Origin of the sequence: Paenibacillus sp. FSL F4-0100 (assembly GCF_037993005.1) — a bacterium.
GTDB lineage: Bacteria > Bacillota > Bacilli > Paenibacillales > Paenibacillaceae > Paenibacillus_AQ.
Map to the genome: position 1 here is coordinate 2,195,680 of NZ_CP150303.1, position 19,858 is coordinate 2,215,537.

19 protein-coding genes and 1 other RNA gene are annotated in these 19,858 nt (G+C 48.8%); 19 read left to right on the forward strand and 1 reads right to left on the reverse strand.

Translation table 11 applies throughout. The features are described from left to right. Nucleotides 1-3: 3 nt before the first annotated feature. The 13 genes from cdd to MHH48_RS09640 all read left to right on the forward strand — a co-directional run bounded on the left by cdd (nt 4) and on the right by MHH48_RS09640 (nt 12,885). The gene (cdd, locus tag MHH48_RS09580; protein ID WP_076320593.1) at nt 4-411 is read left to right on the forward strand and encodes a cytidine deaminase; all 408 of its coding nucleotides are present in this window, start codon (nt 4-6) and stop codon (nt 409-411) included. Nucleotides 412-472: 61 nt separating this feature from the next. Further along, complete coding sequence (gene era, locus MHH48_RS09585; protein WP_076320594.1) at nt 473-1,375, forward strand: GTPase Era; 903 nt, start codon at nt 473-475, stop codon at nt 1,373-1,375. A gap of 134 nt (nt 1,376-1,509) precedes the next feature. Further along, entirely contained in the window at nt 1,510-1,650 is a 141-nt protein-coding gene (locus MHH48_RS09590; RefSeq protein WP_076320595.1) for a YqzL family protein, read from the forward strand. A gap of 36 nt (nt 1,651-1,686) precedes the next feature. Further along, nucleotides 1,687-2,442: a DNA repair protein RecO gene (gene recO / locus MHH48_RS09595; RefSeq protein ID WP_076320596.1), complete on the forward strand. Its 756-nt coding sequence runs from the start codon at nt 1,687-1,689 to the stop codon at nt 2,440-2,442. Nucleotides 2,443-2,812: 370 nt separating this feature from the next. Further along, the gene (glyQ, locus tag MHH48_RS09600) at nt 2,813-3,700 is read left to right on the forward strand and encodes a glycine--tRNA ligase subunit alpha (protein ID WP_071223067.1); all 888 of its coding nucleotides are present in this window, start codon (nt 2,813-2,815) and stop codon (nt 3,698-3,700) included. Then, on the forward strand, nt 3,693-5,768 hold the full coding sequence (gene glyS, locus MHH48_RS09605) for a glycine--tRNA ligase subunit beta (RefSeq protein ID WP_076320597.1): 2,076 nt from the start codon (nt 3,693-3,695) through the stop codon (nt 5,766-5,768). Before glyQ ends, glyS begins: the two co-directional genes overlap by 8 nt. Before the next feature lie 325 nt (nt 5,769-6,093). After that, nucleotides 6,094-6,573 carry a YaiI/YqxD family protein gene (locus tag MHH48_RS09610; protein ID WP_076320598.1) on the forward strand — a complete coding sequence of 160 codons (480 nt, stop codon included), beginning with the start codon at nt 6,094-6,096 and terminating at the stop codon, nt 6,571-6,573. A gap of 41 nt (nt 6,574-6,614) precedes the next feature. Next, complete coding sequence (gene dnaG / locus MHH48_RS09615) at nt 6,615-8,432, forward strand: DNA primase (protein ID WP_076320599.1); 1,818 nt, start codon at nt 6,615-6,617, stop codon at nt 8,430-8,432. A 42-nt stretch (nt 8,433-8,474) separates the two neighbouring features. Then, nucleotides 8,475-9,605 carry an RNA polymerase sigma factor RpoD gene (rpoD, locus tag MHH48_RS09620; RefSeq protein ID WP_076321292.1) on the forward strand — a complete coding sequence of 377 codons (1,131 nt, stop codon included), beginning with the start codon at nt 8,475-8,477 and terminating at the stop codon, nt 9,603-9,605. 266 nt (nt 9,606-9,871) lie between these two features. Then, nucleotides 9,872-10,630 carry a tRNA (adenine(22)-N(1))-methyltransferase TrmK gene (locus MHH48_RS09625; protein ID WP_076320600.1) on the forward strand — a complete coding sequence of 253 codons (759 nt, stop codon included), beginning with the start codon at nt 9,872-9,874 and terminating at the stop codon, nt 10,628-10,630. Further along, the gene (locus MHH48_RS09630; protein WP_076320601.1) at nt 10,606-11,721 is read left to right on the forward strand and encodes a Nif3-like dinuclear metal center hexameric protein; all 1,116 of its coding nucleotides are present in this window, start codon (nt 10,606-10,608) and stop codon (nt 11,719-11,721) included. The genes MHH48_RS09625 and MHH48_RS09630 overlap by 25 nt, the downstream gene beginning before the upstream one ends. 153 nt (nt 11,722-11,874) lie before the next feature. Next, nucleotides 11,875-12,281: RNase P RNA component class A (rnpB, locus tag MHH48_RS09635), an RNA gene on the forward strand. 325 nt (nt 12,282-12,606) lie between these two features. Further along, entirely contained in the window at nt 12,607-12,885 is a 279-nt protein-coding gene (locus MHH48_RS09640; RefSeq protein ID WP_076320602.1) for a hypothetical protein, read from the forward strand. Nucleotides 12,886-12,963: 78 nt separating this feature from the next. On the opposite strand, the gene MHH48_RS09645 is transcribed toward MHH48_RS09640, so the two are convergent. Beyond that, a complete protein-coding gene (locus MHH48_RS09645; protein ID WP_083659535.1) occupies nt 12,964-14,889 on the reverse strand; it encodes a S8 family peptidase in 1,926 nt (641 codons plus the stop codon). Nucleotides 14,890-15,142: 253 nt separating this feature from the next. Between MHH48_RS09645 and MHH48_RS09650 the strand changes: the two genes are divergently transcribed. The 6 genes from MHH48_RS09650 to thiI all read left to right on the forward strand — a co-directional run bounded on the left by MHH48_RS09650 (nt 15,143) and on the right by thiI (nt 19,845). Beyond that, nucleotides 15,143-15,649, forward strand: a complete 507-nt coding sequence (locus tag MHH48_RS09650) for a YpuI family protein (protein WP_006209041.1) — start codon at nt 15,143-15,145, stop codon at nt 15,647-15,649. 136 nt (nt 15,650-15,785) lie between these two features. Further along, nucleotides 15,786-16,010 carry a DUF1540 domain-containing protein gene (locus MHH48_RS09655; RefSeq protein WP_006209042.1) on the forward strand — a complete coding sequence of 75 codons (225 nt, stop codon included), beginning with the start codon at nt 15,786-15,788 and terminating at the stop codon, nt 16,008-16,010. A gap of 69 nt (nt 16,011-16,079) precedes the next feature. Continuing rightward, a complete protein-coding gene (locus MHH48_RS09660) occupies nt 16,080-16,442 on the forward strand; it encodes a hypothetical protein (protein ID WP_076320604.1) in 363 nt (120 codons plus the stop codon). Between the two features lie 150 nt (nt 16,443-16,592). Further along, nucleotides 16,593-17,279: a lytic transglycosylase domain-containing protein gene (locus tag MHH48_RS09665; RefSeq protein ID WP_076320605.1), complete on the forward strand. Its 687-nt coding sequence runs from the start codon at nt 16,593-16,595 to the stop codon at nt 17,277-17,279. Nucleotides 17,280-17,449: 170 nt separating this feature from the next. Next, a complete protein-coding gene (locus tag MHH48_RS09670; RefSeq protein WP_076320606.1) occupies nt 17,450-18,610 on the forward strand; it encodes a cysteine desulfurase family protein in 1,161 nt (386 codons plus the stop codon). Further along, nucleotides 18,607-19,845, forward strand: a complete 1,239-nt coding sequence (thiI, locus tag MHH48_RS09675; RefSeq protein WP_076320607.1) for a tRNA uracil 4-sulfurtransferase ThiI — start codon at nt 18,607-18,609, stop codon at nt 19,843-19,845. The genes MHH48_RS09670 and thiI overlap by 4 nt, the downstream gene beginning before the upstream one ends. The last annotated feature ends 13 nt before the right edge of the window (nt 19,846-19,858 follow it).

A 19,858-nucleotide genomic window follows, 5' to 3' on the forward strand; every position in this document is an offset into this window, starting at 1 on the left:
GATATGGATGCAGGATTATTAATGCAGGAAGCGATTAAAGCACGTACGCGGGCGTACATACCCTATTCGGCATTTGGGGTGGGGGCAGCCCTGCTCGATTCGCACGGAGAGGTACATCTTGGCTGTAATGTAGAGAATGCCGCATATGGCCCTACCAATTGCGCTGAGCGTACAGCATTGTTCCGTGCGATTGCCGATGGTCATGAAGCAGGAAGCTTCCAGGCCATTGCCATCGTTGCCGATACGGAAGGCCCGTGCACGCCTTGCGGGGTATGCCGGCAAGTGCTGGTGGAGCTGTGCAAGCCGGATATGAAGGTGATCATGGGAAATATGAAGGGTGACATCAAGGAGACGACCGTCAGTGAACTGCTGCCGGGAGCGTTTGGTCCTTGGGATTTAAACAAGCAGTAAGTTTGCAAATGAACAAGGTTTACCCAACATGTAGATATAGGAACAGTAGCGGAGGAATGGTATGCAAAAAAAACAATTTAAGTCCGGGTTTGTGGCTATAATCGGAAGACCAAACGTAGGGAAATCAACGCTGATGAACCAGGTGATCGGTCAGAAGATTGCCATCATGTCGGACAAACCGCAAACAACACGGAATAAAATTCATGGCGTTTATACGACCAACGATTCCCAAGTGGTGTTTCTGGATACGCCGGGAATTCATAAACGTCAATCCAAGCTCGGGGATTACATGAATCAGACCGCTTTGAGCACGCTGGGCGAAGTTGAAGCCGCCTTGTTTCTGGTAGACGCTTCCGAGGGAATCGGTGGGGGAGACCGTTATATCGCCGAGCAGCTGCAGAAGATCAAGACTCCGATCATCCTGGTCATGAACAAAATCGACAAGATTGAGCCGCCCGCTCTGCTGCCTCTGATTGAGCAATATCGGAAGCTGCATGATTTTGCAGAGATCGTCCCGATTTCCGCGAAGCTCGGCAACAATGTCGATACGCTGCTTGAACAGATACAGAAATATTTGCCTCCTGGCCCGCAGTATTATCCTGAAGACCAGGTGACGGATCATCCGGAGCAGTTCGTGTGCGCAGAGCTAATTCGCGAGAAAATTTTGCATATGACAAGAGAGGAAATTCCTCATTCCATTGCGGTTACCATCGAGGATATGCGGGTGGAGGAGAACGGAACCGTATATATTTCAGCCGTGATTTTTGTAGAACGCGACTCCCAAAAGGGCATCATTATTGGCAAGCAGGGTGCTCTGCTAAAAGAAGTTGGCAGACAAGCTCGTCAGGATATTCAAAGGCTGCTCGGGTCCAAGATTTTCTTGGAACTCTGGGTGAAGGTTAAAAAAGATTGGCGCAACCAAGAACGCGTTCTTCGCGATCTCGGATTTCACCGCGGGGAATAAAGCCGTAGTGCAAATCGGAGCCAAATCATACACGGCGCCGCCTGCCAACAATTGCATTTCATAAATCTGCTCTAGGCGCACATCCTAATTTTCGTAGATGCGAAACGTCATTTCCGAAGAGAGGATGAATACGAATGCGAGATTTTTCGTGGAAGTATTTTGCGATGACTGGAGATGTCGATGCGTATTTGCTGTATAAGCAAACCGAGGGTGAGTCGGTTCTTACAGCTGCATCCGTTGAAGATGAGGCGGCCCCGCATGAAGAAGACGAGTAATTATTGGTTGTTCCAGGAATGGTTGGGGGAAAGCGCATGCTATATCGGGCGGAAGGGATTGTCATCCGCAGCATGGACTACGGTGAAGGGAACAAAATCATTACACTTTGCACCAAAGAATCGGGCAAGGTAGGCGTGCTGGTCAGAGGAGCAAAAAAGGTGAAAAGCCGACATGCTGCTCTGACACAGCTATTTACCTATGGAGAGTATGTTTTCTTCCGAAATGGTACGGGGCTCGGCAACTTGAATGCCGGTGAGATCATGGAGTCTCATCACGGGCTCAGGGAGGATCTTGTGAAAGCCGCCTATGCTTCTTATGCTTGCGAGCTCTTGGATCGGGTGCTGCAGGATGAGGAGACGGGCGCTTTTTGGTTTCATCAGCTCAAAGCTTGTCTGGAGGCTCTTCAGGAGGATAAGGATCCTCAAATTATCATCAATCTGTACGAGATGAAAATTCTGCAGGCCGCAGGGTACGGGCCGGAGCTGGATGTGTGCATCTCGTGCAATCAGCCGAGAAAAGACGAGGATATGCTGGTGAGCCCCCGTCTTGGCGGCGTCCTGTGCCGTTACTGCAAACATCTGGATCCGCCGGCGATGGCGATTTCGCCCAGAACGTTGAAGCTGCTCCGCCTGTTTGGACGGCTGGATTTAAGACGGCTCGGCAATGTGGATGTAAAGGACGAAACGAAGGCCGAGCTCAAAAAAATCATGCGGGCCTTGATGGATATGCAGCTTGGGCTGCGTCTGAAATCACAAAACTTTTTGGATCAAATGGACAAGTACAATATTTGACGTAAGATATAGAATGAGGTATTATATTTATCAGTTTATTAGTTTTTTGAATACTGACATGCATTGAACGGGAAAGTAGTGAATGATCGATCCGCGAAATAGCGAGCCGGGGGCGGTGGAAGCCTGGTGGGAGATATTCATGAACAGGGCACCCGGGAGCATGATGAAACGATAAAGTGGGTTTTGTTGATCGCTGAAGACCAAGATTCTGTAGGCGACGCGGCAGGGCCAAGTAGGGTGGAACCGCGGGAAGCTACAGCTCTCGTCCCTATGTCTGTACAACAGGCGTAGGGCGAGAGCTTTTTGTTGTACAGAGAATGGATACGTATGACGGAATGAATTAGAAAAAGAATGTAAAGGAGCTAAAATCATGAATTTTCAGCAGATGATTTTGACGCTGCAGCAATTTTGGGCAGAACAGAATTGCATCATCGTGCAGCCGTACGACACGGAAAAGGGTGCCGGTACGATGAACCCGATGACATATTTGCGTTCGATCGGACCCGAGCCTTGGAATGTGGCTTATGTAGAGCCTTCCCGTCGCCCTGCTGACGGCCGCTATGGAGAGAACCCGAACCGTCTGTATCAGCATCACCAATTTCAGGTCATTTTGAAACCTTCGCCGGACAATATTCAAGAGCTGTATTTGGAGAGCTTGAAGCGTCTTGGCATCAACCCGCTTGATCATGACATCCGTTTTGTTGAGGACAATTGGGAAGCGCCGACGCTTGGTGCATGGGGCCTTGGCTGGGAAGTATGGCTGGATGGTATGGAAATTACGCAGTTTACGTACTTCCAGCAGGTTGGCGGCATTGACGCTAGCCCAGTCGCTGTAGAGATTACCTATGGTATGGAGCGTCTTGCCTCCTACATCCAGGATAAAGAGAACGTGTTTGATCTGGAATGGGTAGACGGCATCACCTATGGAGACGTATTCCATCAGCCGGAATTCGAGCATTCGAAGTACACTTTTGAAGTATCCGACGTGAAGATGCTGTTTACGCTGTTTAACATGTATGAAGAAGAAGCGAACAAAGCAATGAACCAAAATTTAGTATTCCCGGCGTACGATTATGTTCTAAAATGCTCCCACACGTTTAACCTGCTGGATGCCAGAGGGGCGATCAGTGTAACGGAGAGAACGGGATACATTATGCGCGTGCGAAACCTGGCTCGTCAGGTTGCAGCCACATATTTGGAGGAGCGCGAGAAGCTGGGCTTCCCGCTGATTAAGAAAGGGGGCGCAGACCATGTCTAAGGATTTATTGTTTGAAATCGGTCTGGAAGAAGTCCCGGCGAGATTTCTGCGCGCCGCGATGGAACAGCTTCAAGACAAATTGGTCAAATGGCTGGATGCTTCCAGAATCGGACATGGCGAAGTAACGGCATATGCTACGCCGCGGCGTTTGGCGGTATGGGTACAGAACGTTGCGGACAAACAAGAGGACGTCAGCGAAGAAGTGAAAGGGCCTTCCCGTAAGATCGCATTGGATGATAGCGGACAGTGGAGCAAGGCAGCGCTTGGCTTTGCAAAAAGCCAGGGCGTAGATCCCGCGAGTTTTACGTTTAAGGAGCTCGGCGGGGTAGAGTATATCTATGTGACGAAGAACAGCGTCGGCGTGGATACGAAGTCGATCCTGTCCGAAGGACTTCTTGGCATTTTGACTTCGATGACATTTCCGAAAAATATGCGCTGGGGGGCGCACGAATTTAAATTCGTTCGTCCGATTAAGTGGATGGTCGCTTTGCTCGGCAGTGAGACGATTGATCTGGAAATTACGGGCGTGAAGGCGGGCAACGTGACCCGTGGTCACCGTTTCCTTGGCGGAGAAGCCGTTATTCCTGAGGCATCCGCTTACCGCGATGTATTGCGCGAGCAGCATGTCATCGTAGACGTGAATGAACGCCAAGAGATGATTGTGTCGCAGATTCAGGCATTGGCCAAAGAGAAGGATTGGAATATCGCCATCAAGGATGATTTGCTCGAAGAGGTATTGTTCCTGGTTGAGACTCCAACTGTGCTGTATGGATCATTCGACTCCTCATTTCTCCATATTCCGCAGGAAGTATTAATTACTTCAATGCGTGAGCATCAGCGGTATTTCCCTGTACTGGATAAGCAGGGACAATTGCTTCCGTTCTTCGTAACGGTGCGCAGCGGAGACAGCCGTTCCCTTGACGTTATCGCAAGAGGGAATGAGAAGGTGCTGCGGGCTCGTTTGTCGGACGCCAAATTCTTCTATGAGGAAGATCAGAAGCTTCAGATCAAAGATGCCTTATCGAAGCTGGAGAGCATCGTTTTCCATGAGGAGCTGGGGACCATCGGTGATAAAGTCCGCAGAATCCGCCGGATTTCCGATCAGTTGTCCGCGAAGCTTAGCATTTCGGCTGACGAAGCCGATTCTGTGAGCCGTGCAGCTGATATTTGCAAATTCGATCTGGTGAGCCAGATGGTTTATGAATTCCCTGAACTGCAGGGGGTTATGGGAGAGGATTATGCAAGAAAAGCCGGTGAGAAGGAGCAGGTCGCCAAAGCGGTGTTTGAGCATTACCAGCCTCGCTTCGCCGGTGACGCAGTGCCTTCCACCTCGGTGGGATCCATCGTAAGTATCGCGGATAAAATCGATACGATTGTGGGATGCTTCTCCATCGGCATCATTCCGACAGGCTCCCAGGATCCTTACGCACTGCGCCGTCAGGCTGCGGGCATCGTTCAGATCATCTTGGAGCACAAATTCCCGGTGACGTTATCGGACGTCTTCGGCGTGGCCCTGGAGGTTCATGAGAACATTCGCGTATTGAAGCGCTCGACGGATGAAATCCGTAAGGACCTTAAAGAGTTCTTCGGGCTTCGCGTGAAGAAGCTGCTGTCCGAAGATCAGCGTTATGATGTGGTGGATGCCGTGATTACCGCTGGATTTGATCATGTGGTGTCGGTTGTATCCCGCGGTCACGCGCTGATGAATGCTGTGGATCATGTCCAGGACTTCAAGGCGACGGTGGAATCCTTCAATAGGGTCAGCAATTTGGCTGCCAAGGCCGGCAAGGCTGCGGTCAATCCTGAACTGTTTACGGAAACGGAAGAAGGCAAGCTTTATGAAGCTTGGAGCGCGATCCGCGAAGATTACCATGAAGCGCTGCAAGCTGCTGACGGTGAACGTTCATTGTCCTTGCTGGGTGGACTCAAAGAACCGATTACCGGGTTCTTCGACTCCGTTATGGTCATGGCTGAGGACGAAGCCGTTCGGGCCAATCGTCTCGCACTGCTCTCCGGTATTGATGGAGATTTGAAGCGTTATGCCGATTTCACAAAATTAGTGTGGTAGTAGTGACAGCATGATTTTACTAATGTTATAATGCATTGTTCAGTGAAAGCGACAGCCCGTGATTATGCACGGGATGGCGCTTTCGCTATGAACGGACGAATCAAGCAAGTGAGGGTCATTGTTTATTTGAAGAGATAAGAAAGTATAAGCTTCAGAGGCTTACCATCCTTATCTCGCAAGAAAAACTTCCGCTATACGCGGTCTGTCTTCTGTGAAAGTACGTCGATAGACGTTTTTCTTAGAAGCAGGATTTTAATCGGCCAAAGACGTATATAATAATATACAGCATAAAGATGAATCCCAAGATTAACGATAAAAGCCGGTGATGCGAATGAACGAAAGCAACTCCATTTCGATCGTGGTTGACGGTGATGCATGTCCAGTCAAGAAGGAAATCGCAGAGACTGCTCGTACATTTCGTGTGCCGGTACTGCTTGTTTCTTCCTATGATCATCTGCAGCAGGCAGAAGAAGGGGTTACGACGGTCCAGGTGGATCGGAGTGATCAAAGTGCGGATCTATACATCGCTAACCACATATCCAGGGGGGATATCGTGGTGACGCAGGATTATGGACTGGCTGCACTTGCGCTTGCCAAATCATGCCATGTGATATCTTTTCGTGGTCGTATTTTCCATAATGCGGATATCGATTTCATGCTGGATTCCCGTCACCATCAGGCGAAGGCGAGGAAGCAAGGAAAGTATGGCAAAGGGCCCAAAAAACTGCTTGACGAAGACCGGAGTTTTTTTCAACATAAACTGACAAAACTTTTGCATGAATTGCAGGAGAATGTCCAACCGTAGCGAATACTATTTACGTGCCAAAAGAGATGAAGGTGGTTTGGATGAGTACCGGACAAGGTAATATTCCGGATGATGTCATTGAGGAAGTACTGGCCAAAAGCGATATTGTGGACACGGTCAGCAAATACGTGCATCTTACCAAACAAGGGAAATACCTGAAGGGCTTGTGCCCGTTTCACTCAGAGAAGACTCCTTCCTTTACGGTTACACCGGAACGCCAAATCTTTTACTGCTATGGCTGCGGTAAGGGCGGAAACGCCATTAAATTTAGAATGGAAATCGAAGGATTTTCTTTCCCCGAAGCCGTAAAGACAATGGCAGAAGAGAATGATATCTCGTTGCCGGAAGGTCAAGGAGTTCCCGTAATTCCTCGTAATCCGGAAAAAGAACGTTTGATTGAAGCCTATGAGCTTAGCGCCAAGCTGTACCATTTCCTATTGAAGAATACGGAGCATGGTACAGAAGCCATGAAGTATTTACGATCCCGTGGAATGAGCGACAAAATGATTGACCAGTTCCAAATCGGTTATGCGCCAGATCGTTGGGACACGCTCGTTCAGTTCCTGACGAAGCGAGCCTTTGACTTGAAAGAGATGGAAAAGGGCGGTTTATTATCCGCAAGAAATGAACAAGAAGGCTATCTCGACCGTTTTCGCGGACGAATCATGTTTCCGATACATGACCGCAGCGGCAAGGTCATTGCTTTTGCTGGCAGAATACTGGGGGACGGTCAACCGAAGTATCTGAATTCCCCGGAGACACTTCTATTTAATAAGAGCCGCACATTGTACAACCTGCACCAGGCAAAGACATCCATACGCAAATTGCGTCAAATTCTGTTATTCGAAGGTTACGGTGATGTCATTTCGTCATGGGAAGCAGGACTTCACAATGGTGTGGCAACGATGGGGACCTCTCTAACGGAAAACCAAGTAGCAATCATGAAATCGGTGGCTGAAGAAGTTGTTGTTGTCTATGACGGTGATAAAGCCGGTATGGCTGCTGCGTTAAAAGTCATTCCAATGCTGGAAGGCGTTGGTCTCAGAGTACGAATCGCTTTGGTGAACGAAGGAATGGATCCCGATGATTACATCCGCAAATTCGGTGCCGAGCGTTTCAGGCATGTAGTAGAAACAGCTGTTTCAACAACAAAATTTAGACTTATATATCTGAAGAAAAACCATATACTGCTAGAAGAAGATGGTAAGATTGCGTACGCCAAAGAGGCATTGCCCATTATCGCAGTACTGAATTCCTCAACTGAACGAGAAGTTTACTTGAGGGAATTGTCCTCCGAGCTTCATCTTTCCTACGAAAGTCTTAAGCAGGATTGCAATCTGCTACGGCAATCGATGCAAAAAAAGATGGGCGATGGGGATAATAAGGAAAAAAGGTGGAATAATGGTAGGCATAAAAAAGGGCGCCAGCCCGCCCCGGTACTTCTGCCTGCTTACCATGCTGCAGAGCGGCGGCTGCTGTCGCTGATGCTGCAGGATGCGGAAGCCGCGCGATACGTTGGCGATCGCCTGGGAGAAGCGTTTAATATTGAAGATCATGCGGCAATTGCTGCTTATCTATATGCTTTTTACGCACAGGGTAAATCTCCGGATATCAGCCGTTTCATGTCATCGCTCCACGACGATCGTTTGGAAATGACGGTCAGCTCGATCATGATGATGGAAGCACCAGCCGAGTGGAATGTTCAAGTGCTCGATGATTGCATACGTGAGGTGCTGAAATTTCCGCAGCAGAGAGAGATCGACCAGAAAAAAGAAGAGATGATAAAAGCGGAGCGCTCAGGTGATTTTTTGCGAGCCGCACAAATTGCAAGTGAGATTATCGCCCTAGAAAGACAATGAAGCCCCGCACATTGCTGTTTCTAGGGAGGAGGGAGTCGAATGATGGCGAATGATCAGCATACTGAACTAGAAACGGAATTTACGCTGGATCAAGTCAAGGATCAGTTGATTGAACAGGGTAAAAAGAGATCCGTATTGAGCTATAAAGATATTATGGAGAAATTATCGCCATTTGATCAGGACACGGAGCAGATGGAAGAGTTCTATGAGCAGCTGGCCGACCTGGGTATCGATGTAGTAAATGAGAATGATGAAGAGGGTACTCACCGGCAATCGGGAGATTCTGAATCCCATGATAATGAGGATTTTGGGTTTGACGACGATCTTTCACTGCCTCCCGGGATTAAGATTAACGATCCGGTGCGGATGTACCTGAAGGAAATTGGACGGGTTCCGCTGTTGTCAGCTGATGATGAGATTGAACTTGCCAACCGGATTGAACAGGGGGATGAGGAAGCCAAGCGCCGTCTGGCTGAAGCCAACCTGCGTCTTGTTGTAAGTATCGCGAAGCGTTATGTCGGACGAGGAATGCTGTTCCTGGATTTGATTCAGGAGGGCAACATGGGTTTGATCAAAGCCGTGGAGAAGTTCGATTACAAAAAGGGTTTCAAATTCAGTACGTATGCAACCTGGTGGATTCGCCAAGCGATCACCCGTGCTATTGCTGACCAGGCCCGTACCATCCGAATTCCTGTGCATATGGTGGAGACCATCAACAAACTGATTCGTGTATCCAGACAGCTTCTGCAGGAGCTCGGACGCGAGCCTTCGCCGGAGGAAATTGCTGCAGAGATGGAACTCAGTGTTGAGAAAGTTCGGGAGATTATGAAGATTGCCCAGGAGCCGGTTTCGCTGGAAACGCCAATCGGTGAAGAAGACGATTCCCATCTTGGCGATTTCATCGAGGATCAGGAAGCGCTCGCTCCTGCGGATGCGGCTGCTTACGAGCTTCTAAAGGAACAGCTCGAAGATGTGCTGGATACGCTGACAGAGCGCGAGGAGAATGTCCTTCGTCTTCGTTTCGGACTCGATGATGGGCGCACGAGAACACTGGAAGAGGTCGGCAAAGTGTTCGGTGTTACACGCGAACGGATTCGGCAGATCGAAGCGAAAGCGCTCCGTAAGCTTCGTCACCCAAGCCGCAGCAAGCGGTTAAAGGATTTTCTCGAATAGCTTAATCCACGGACCTTCTGCAGTAACGGCAGCAGGTCCTTTTTTTCGAATTCATGCATCGCATGTATAAGTTTCTTGGTTATGGAATTTCTTCCTGCATTTGTTTTATTGGTCTTTATTTTAGCTCTTTTTCAGACCCATTGCAAATGACCTGGCACAACTTATTTTCACCGGCTTTGCCGGTTTGCAGTTTGGTATCGTCTCTGTTAGGGTAAGGAATAGATCGTGATTTGGACGAAAATATGGAATGGTAAGGTGTGTCAACCGTGAAATTATCAAGAAGATTAACGCAAATACTGGAAAAGATTCCACGCGGCAGCCGACTTGCAGATATCGGTTCCGATCATGCCCTGCTGCCTGTGGCTGCCGTAGAGAGCGGAGCTGCAATTCAAGCGATCGCCGGTGAAGTTAATCCCGGCCCTTATGATGCTGCTGTCAAGCAGGTCATCGAATCAGGGATGACGGATGTCATCAGCGTGCGAAGAGGAGACGGTTTGAACGTACTCTCTGCCGGTGAGGCCGACGTCATTACGATTGCCGGTATGGGCGGCAGCTTAATTGCAGCGATTTTGGACCGCGGCATCGATAAGCTGGATGGCGTCCGCAGGCTGGTTCTGCAGCCAAATGTAGGAGAAGATATCTTGCGCAAATGGCTGTACTCCCATGGCTGGGTGCTGATCGAGGAATTGATCCTAGAGGAAGATGGCAAAATTTACGAAGTGCTGATCGCCGAGCCTTCGCATACAGCAGACATGACGAATGAGCAGGTTTACACGGAAAGAACGTTTGGAGACGGTGTCCAGCTATCCACGGACTGGCTTTTCCGTATGGGACCTTGGCTGACGAAGTCCCCGAGTCCGGTGTTCTACGATAAATGGAAGTCGGAGATGGAGAAGCTAGGGTATATTCTTCAATCGCTTTCCCGTTCAGATCTCACCACGGCAGCCGATAAGGCGAGTGAGATGCGATCGGATATCGAGTTTATTCAGGAGGTGCTGGTATGCTTGCCAAAGGACAAACGGTAATTCAATACATGGAGCAATTGGCCCCGAAGCACGTGGCCGAACCCGATGACCGAATCGGACTCCAGCTTGGAACATTGCAAAAGGACATTCTCACGGTGCTGATTGCACTGGATGTCAATGATGAAGTAGTGGATGAAGCCATCGAGCTTGGAGCTGACCTGATTATCGCGCATCATGCAATTATATACCGTCCGCTGAAACAACTGCAGACGGATACGCCAATGGGCAAGGTATACGAGAAGCTGATCAAACACGACATTGCGGTATATATAAGTCATACCAATTTGGACGTAACCGAAGGCGGGATGAACGATTGGATGGCGGAAGCCTTGGCAATCGAGAATACGTCGCCTATTCATGATATGCATAATGAACAGTTGTCCAAGCTGGTGGTATTTGTGCCGAAGAGCCATCATCAAGAGGTGCTGGATGCTGTGCTCGGCGCTGGTGCAGGCTGGATCGGAAATTACAGCCACTGCAGCTTCAACATCGAGGGCTTTGGCACCTATGTTCCGCGAGAAGGCAGTAATCCTTTTCTAGGTAAGGAAGGTAAGATGGAACGTGCAAATGAGGTTCGGATCGAGACGATTGTTCCTCATGCCATCCGAAATAAAGTGATCCAGGCCATGCTGAAGGCGCATCCTTATGAAGAGGTTGCCTATGATCTGTATGCGATGGATCTTAAGGGTAGATCCCTTGGTCTTGGCCGGGTCGGTAAGCTAAAGGAGCCTAAGACGTTGGCTGAGCTGGTAGACGTGGTAAAAGAGAAACTGGAGGTTCCTCATGTTCGTGTCGTAGGTGACCTCGAGCGAACCATCCGCAAGGCGGCCGTCATAGGGGGCTCCGGAGGACGCTACATGATGAAAGCACTGTTCCGAGGAGCTGATGTGCTGGTCACGGGAGATGTGGATTATCATACGGCACAGGATGCCCTTGCAGCGGGACTTACGATTATTGATCCGGGTCATAATGCCGAGAAGATCATGAAGGTCAAAGTGGCCGAGTGGATGGAGCAGAAACTGCAGGAGCATAAGTACGAAACCCGGGTTGTCGCTTCCCGCATCAATACAGAGCCGTTCCAGTTCGTTTAAAGAACAGCATTGTAAGACTTGGAAAAGGGTTCTCTTTTTAACACGTGACCATGAACATTACGTCGTCCAAGCTGGGAAATTAATCAGTTGTTGTTAATGTTTAATGGGTTGTGTACCGCTTCAAATCACTGTATAATATATAATGTTGTCCGGAAAGTTTGACAGACAATCGCTGGCGGCGTCAAAGCCGCGAGAGGAAAGTCCGGGCTCCATAGGGCAGGGTGCTGGATAACGTCCAGTCAGCGCGAGTTGAAGGATAGTGCCACAGAAATGGACCGCCGATGGCCGCCTTAGGGTGGCACAGGCAAGGATGGAACCGAGGTGTAAGAGACCCCGAGGAACGCTGGTGACTTCGTTCCTGGTAAACCCCACCTGGAGCAAGACCTAATGGGACGCAGTTTCCTTCGAGGAGACAGCCTTAGCCCGAGGCGCGTCCGGGTTGGTCGCTTGAGTCGATTAGTAATGATCGGCCTAGATAGATGATTGTCGCTCATGGTGGCAGGGTAGTTCCCGCTATGACCACGAAGAGCACAGAACCCGGCTTACGGAAAGCTTTCCCAACTGAACAACATATTGTTTTACGGATATCGCAATGGTACAAACGCGCATTTTCTTTACATTCCTCATCAGGTGTGTAAAGGAAATACGCGTTTTTTCAAGATTATAGAATGTATAAGTTTTCAGCGAAGCTGAACCATTCGATAATCGCAAGAAAAATATCCTCTAAACGCGATCTGTCTTCTGTGAAACGACATCGATAGACGTTTTTCTTATGGGCCAATGAAAATATTGGGAGTTCATCCGCCCTTTAAGGATAATCGTCCATACCAAATAGCCCTTTGGGTAATAAGCTATAATCATCAACGGAAAGGAGATGCAAAAAACATGTCTTGTTATAACGAAAATCCATGTCCTCCTGTGTCACCGATAGTGTGCGAACCGATCGTTGTCGTTAGAGACCACTATGTACCGCAAATTGTACCCGTTATTCATCCGATTAAAGTGGTGGATAAGATTCACTGTGTACCTGTAGAAAAACATCTATATACGTACAGCGAAGAAGAAGTCGTATCCGAGAAGGCAGGCTATGGGGGAGTTACCGTATCCGGCAAGCGTTCGAAGAAAGCTGCAGCACGTGCTAGCCGTTCCCGCCACAAGAAATAAATGTAACGGCGCTTTGCCTCTGAGTATGAATAAAGCAGCTAACGCTAGCGAGGCGGAAGCTGCTTTATTTCGATTATTTTATTCCTTTGAGCTGTTTAATTTGCGAAGCTCCCGCTCCAGATTCCGAAGCGTTTGACCTGGCCACATTTGGAGTGGGACTTCGGGCGCGCCAACCGATTTCAAGGATTGGAAAATATCAATCTGACCATGACCGTAATATTTATCTTTTCCTTTATCGCCAAGATCGACCGCTTGGTTTATCATGGCGTCCATGACTTCCTGATTGGTCAGGTCAGGGTTAAGGGAACGAATGAGACCGGCCATGGCAGCTGCGTGGGGGCTAGCCATGGAGGTTCCGGATAGAGCCGCGTATTGATTCCCTGGAAAGGTGCTTGCAATATTGGTCCCTGGAGCAGCCACGTCGATATAATCGCCGTAGTTGGAATATTCCGCCCGCTTCTGATTGGAATCCGTTGCGGCGACGGCCAGCACTTCCGGATAGGCGGCAGGATAACCAGGGCGCTCCGTGTTGTCATTGCCTGAGGCGGCAACAAGGACAACGTCACGGTCATAAGCATATTTCACGGCATCATGCAGGAACTGGGAGTCCGCATAGTTGCCTAAACTCATATTGATCACCTTGGCTCCGTGATCTGTCGCCCAAATAATCCCTTCTGCGACGGCATAGGTTGTTCCTGATCCGGATCCGTCAAGCGCTTTGACCGGCATGATTTTGTTGTACCAGCTTACCCCGGCAACACCTTCACCGTTATTGACCAGGGCGCCGATGATCCCGGCCACATGCGTTCCATGACCAACATCATCCAAGGGCTGCTTGTCCTTATCTACGATGTTGTACCCTTCCACCAACTGCCCATTCAAATCGGAATGCTGAAGATCCACTCCCGTATCAACGACTGCAATGATCACATCTTCACTGCCCCTGGACAAATCCCAGCCCCGGTTCGTCTCAATGACGGGCAAATTCCACTGATACTCAGAAAACAGCAAATCATTCGGGATATTGACCTGCGCGTTCGCTCCATCCGGTAAGGAATCCGAGCTTACCCTGGATTGATGGATGCGGTCATTGGTTAAATAGATGTAGTGAGGCTCGGTATATTTGGGTTTCCACTTCTGCTCGAAATAGGAGCGGAGTTTAAGGTAGTCCATATCCTTGGAACGGAAAACATAAGCATAGCCAAGTTTCCTCGGAGTTTCACACGATATTTCCTTAGAGATATCGAGGAGCTGCTGCTGTGACGGCTCATTTTGAAAGGACACCACAATTTCATTTTCGTAAAAGTGACTGGCCTTTTCATTATCATGTCCGGTTTTGACGGTGATGTCGGAGAGGGTATCCGCATGAATGGATTCGACCTTGAATTTTCCTTCCTTTGGGTACGGAATTAATCGCAGATTCCGCTTCTGGTGATTGCTTACTTCATGCAGTATGCCTTGATTAACCAAAGCAGCGGCGCCATATTTGCCATCCTTGGACGGCTCGGCAACAACAAAATAAGGCTGTCCCGCGACATTGAACTTGGGTGAATCATAAGTTTCTCCCCGTTTAAGTTTCTGCTGCGCGATTTGGAAATGATTAGTAATCAGTTTTTTATCTTTTTTGCTCATTTTGGGAAGCAGACCCTGTATATCTGTCATTGTGTTTTGCTTAAGGTTATACCACCGTACTTGCTGAAAATGCTTGTGAAACTTTTGTTCTTTTTGCGTATAGGCTTTTATTTGACCTGGGCTGCGCAAAGCGTTATTGTTCAGCATCCTGCGCAGATGACCTTTTGCATCAATACGGTTTAGTTGATCCGTTGCCTGGATATCGCTTTGCATAGTAAAGTGCTTGGCCTTGTTCTCCTCTTGGGGCCTTAAAGGCTGTGCCGGTTCAGCTGTTGGAGCAGGCTGTTTCGAACCGGGGATGAACAGTAAGATCAGAAGCGCGCCAAGAACTGACGCTGCACCTAGGATGCTCCATAGGGTACGAGATTTCACAAGTTTTCCTCCTCGCCGCATTTCATGATTTAAGTAGTCTTAGCGTGGGAAGAGTGAATCCTTTTTATGCGTTCCATTTCGTGATAAAACGGATGTGAGTTCGCAAAATGAAATGTACTAAAAATAACCGTGTAAGTGTATTCATGATAGGGATTTCGTTATCCCAAAATTTGTGTTAGGATAGTACATATTATAACGACCGCCAGGTTATATGACCTGTAGGGTCACGACCATTTAAGGGGGATCTATCGTAATGCCAGCAGACAATCTTCAGAAATTATGCTCAGAGTCCAGAGAAAAGTTGAAATCTGCTATTTCGATTATGGAAACGTTTTTGAACGAACATGCTTTATCCCAATTGGTAACGGAACAGGACGAGGAAACCGTTCATTTTTACAAAGGATTTCTGTCGGATGTTCGCCATTTGCTTGTGTTTTCTGAAGTTTCCTATGAGAAGCTAGGTGTTGTACAGCGTCGCCCTAATTTTGATATCGATTTTGCCGAGAAGGCTTTGTATAATTTGTATCACCGTTGTGTCAACAGTTTCTTCTATCCCAAAAATGAAAGCTATTCCGAAGATGGTCGTTACGCCTATACCGGACAGGATGCGATTCGTTTCCGGAAGAAGCCGGTTCGTCCTGCCCGTGATGTCATTATGAACATTACCAAGATTTATGAAGAGCTACGTGATGATCTTGCTTATTACGAAAGCGATTATTTGACGGAGCGCCGTATGCAATCAGAGAAAAGTCACGCTTAACATATTAAGGAATACTCATGAGATGCCAACCATTGGCATCTCTTTTTGCGTTTTGCTGCTTAGGCACCAACTGACAATCGTTCTTGTGCATACTGGCAGTAAACTAAGGAAAAAATGTTGACGAGGTGATGCTAAAATGGCCAACGAAGCCAAACCATTAGTGAAGTGCAGTGTCAGCAATTGCCATTACTGGGGAGAACAAAACTTATGTCATGCCGAGATGATTATGATTGAAATTGACCGTCATGCGAATGTGAAACTCAATGAAGAGTATGGAGCAGAGCCTTACGTAGACGACCATCAGGATGTTGCTGACAAGTCTTCCGAGACCTGCTGTTTGACCTTTAAGCCGAAGGGCTGACAGGAAAAAAGCCGGATAAAGTCCGGGTGCTGGGCACTTTAGGATGATGGAAATGGAGGAAGCACGTTTATGGATAAAAAACATCGCAATCACAAAATGAAGGTTGTTGAAGGCAAGCGAAACAGGGTAGACTTCCCGCGCAAAGATCATCGTGAAGAATATGCAACTGAGGTTGCTCCCCCTATGGATGCCTCAACACGAAGAGCAGACGAGGATAAAGCAGACGTTTCTACCGGACGTACTGTCGGATATGTGGGCTTGGTATTGGGCATCGCCTCCTTGTTCATGTGGTCGGTTATCCTGGGGCCCATCGCAGCGGTTGTTGGATATTACGCGTACAGCAAAGGCAGCAGAACGACAGGCGCGTGGTCGATCGGACTCGGCATATTGGCAACGCTCAGTTATTTTATCTTGATTCCTTTCAGTAGGTAATTCATTTTGTAATGATGTGAATATGGGCGGGTCAACCAGTGAGTGGTTGATTCGCTTATTTTTTTGCCGAATAGGTCTAGCAGATTGTTCCAGTTCCATGATAAAATAAAGGACAAGTTTGAAATTTTGCTGCAGAAAGTGAGTTAAACGATGCAAATAGATCCGATATCATGGAAGCAAATGACGGATATACCACAGATGAATACGAATTCCACCGAGTCGGCAACCGGATTTGTCAATGTGCTAAGCAGCTTGCTTGCCGAAGATTCCACCTCCAAGCCGGTTGAACGTTCGATGACACAGCTTGCGCCGGGAGTAACCTTTAAGGATGGACTGTTGTGGCAGCAGCTAGGAGCTGTAGATGAATCCGCCTCGTCTATACCAATGGAGGGGGTCGTGCATGACACGGGGGCAACAAAGCCAACAACCTTTGAGGATTTAATTACAGCGGCAGGGGAACGGTATGGAGTGCCGGTATCGCTGATTAAAGCGGTCATCGATGCGGAATCCTCCTTTAATCCGAATGCGGTGTCCTCTGCGGGGGCCAAGGGCCTGATGCAGCTGATGGACGGCACAGCAAGGGGACTTGGGGTAAGAAACCCATTTGATCCGGCTCAGAACATCGAAGGTGGTACTAAATATCTCTCCAATCTGATTCAGCGGTTTGGCGGAGAAAAGGCTATGGTACTTGCAGCGTATAATGCAGGTCCAACCCGTATCGCCAATATGGGTGTATCCAGTGATGAAGAGCTGATGTCTGTTGCTCATGAATTACCTGAGGAAACACAGGCATACATTAGTAAAGTCATGAACGCTCAATCAAAATACACTTTATAAACCCGCTTGGGGATAAATAGTAACCTGATAGAGGATCAAACGATTAGCGCCACTTTGTCCGATCTAAGATGGAGTGCGGCTTTACCGTTTGGTCTTTTTGTGTAAATATAAAGGTCTGGAATAATAAGTTCTACAACGTGCAATGCGTATGATGGAAAGGGGAATTTACCTTGATATATTGGGATCACGCTGCAACGACCCCTCCTTATGATGAAGTAGTGGACACAATGGCTGAAATCATGAAAATGCATTATGCTAATCCGTCAGCGCTTCATCGTTCAGGCGAGGCTGCCGCTAAACTGCTGAAGAAGGCAAGAGAGGTGTGTGCAGCCGCGCTGGACGTTCAGCCTACGGAGATCGTATTCACATCCGGGGCAACCGAAGGCAATAACATGGCGATTAAAGGGGCTGCGATGCAGTACAGCAGCCGGGGTCGGCATATCATCACGACCGGAACAGAGCATCCTTCCGTATTTGAATGCTGCAAACAGCTGGAAACGCTGGGATGGGAAGTGACCTATCTCCCGGTGGATGCCGCCGGCGTGGTGGATCTGGCTGCTTTGACGGAAGCTGTGCGCAAAGATACGGTGCTCGTCAGCATCATGCATGTCAATAATGAGACGGGGGCCGTCCAGCCGCTGGCTGAAGTGGGGCGTATCGTCAAGGAACGAAATTCACGAACGCTGCTGCATATCGATGGCGTACAGGGATTTGGCAAGCTGCCGGTTACTCTTTCCCAGTGGCAGGCCGATTTATACAGCCTGTCTGCACATAAATTCAATGGCCCGAGAGGAATGGGCGTGCTGTACATTAAGCAAGGCGTGCAGTTGTTCCCGTTGGTATCGGGCGGATCACAAGAGAATGGGCACCGGGCAGGAACGGAGAATGTTGCTGGAGCCGCAGCGATGTCGAAGGCCATGCGGTTATCCAGAGAACGCCAGCCCGAGTGTTATGCAAGGATGACGGAATTAAGGGAGCTTCTGCTCCAGGGCATCGACAAAATTCCGGGATTGGTGTTAAACAGCAGTGAGCAGAGTGCGCCACATATCCTTCATTTTTCGTATCCGGGATTAAAACCCGAGGTGATGGTCCATGCTCTGGAAGAGATGGGCATGCTCGTATCAACCAAATCCGCTTGCTCCTCTAAATTAAGCGAACCCAGCCGGGTCCTGTTAGCGATGGGGAAGGACATGGACGTTGCTTCCTCCGGAATTCGTATCAGTCTTGGCAAAGAGCATCAGTTGGGCGATGCAGCGCGACTAGTCGAAGTCTTGGCAAAAGTTTGCGGGAACCTGCGTCCCATTATAGAAAGAGAGGGTAACCGAAGATGACTTACGATAAACTGCTGCTTCGCTTTGGCGAATTTACCCTAAAAGGCAAAAACCGCAACCGATTCGAGAGATCGGTATTGAATCATATTCGAAGCGTGCTCAAACCGTTTCCGGGAGCAAAAATCGTAAAGGAATACGGCCGCTTGTACGTCGAGCTTAACGGGGAGTCACCCGAGGCTCTGATCCAAGTTCTAAAAAAAGTGTTTGGTCTTGTTTCCATCAGTCCGGTTCGCGTATGTCCTTCCGAGCTTGACCGCATTATCGAAACAGCGATTGATTTTGTGGGACAGAAGGAACTGGCTGACCCGTCAACCTTCAAAGTCAATGCGAGAAGGGTGTGGAAACAATTCCCCCACTCCTCGCAAGAGATGAACCATTTCGTCGGATCGCCTTTGCTGCGAACATATCCCCAGCTTAAAGTAAAGGTAAAGCAGCCCGATATGGAGCTTCGCGTGGAAATTCGGGAGAACGAGACGTATTTGTATTATGAAGTAATCCCTGGCGCCGGCGGGTACCCGATTGGTACGAATGGGAAGGCCATGCTGCTCCTCTCGGGGGGGATTGATAGCCCTGTAGCGGGCTGGTCGGCCATGCGCAGAGGCCTTGAAATTGAATGTGTACACTTCTACAGCTTCCCTTACACGAGCCAACTGGCGAAGGAAAAGGTAATGGAGCTAACCAGGCTGTTATCGGGCTTCACCGGCAAAATCAAGCTGCACCTGGTTCCGTTTACCGATGTACAGACTTCATTTGTCGGTATCGGCCAGGATAATCTGATCATTACGTTTATGCGCAGAGCGATGTTACGGATTGCTTCCTCGCTTGCGGAGCGGGAAGGGGCATTGGCTATCGTGACGGGAGACAGTCTCGGACAAGTTGCCAGTCAGACGCTGCCGAGTATGAATGTGATCGGCAGAGCCACCGAGCTGCCGCTGCTGCGGCCGCTCGTTATGATGGATAAGAACGATATCATCAATATCGCGATGGACATCGGCACATTCAAGACATCGATTTTGCCGTATGAGGATTGCTGTACGTTGTTTGTGCCTAAATCACCCACCACCAATCCGAACTTGAAGATCATCGAGAAGGTGGAGGCTTCCATTACCGAGCTACCTGCACGGATCCAAGCAGCGATTGAAGGAACGGAGACTGTGATCATAACCCCGGATAGCAAAATCGGCGAGCTAGGCGAGAAGCATGCGGAGCCCGTGGTAAACGAAGACTGGTTCTAATCGAGGTTCAAGC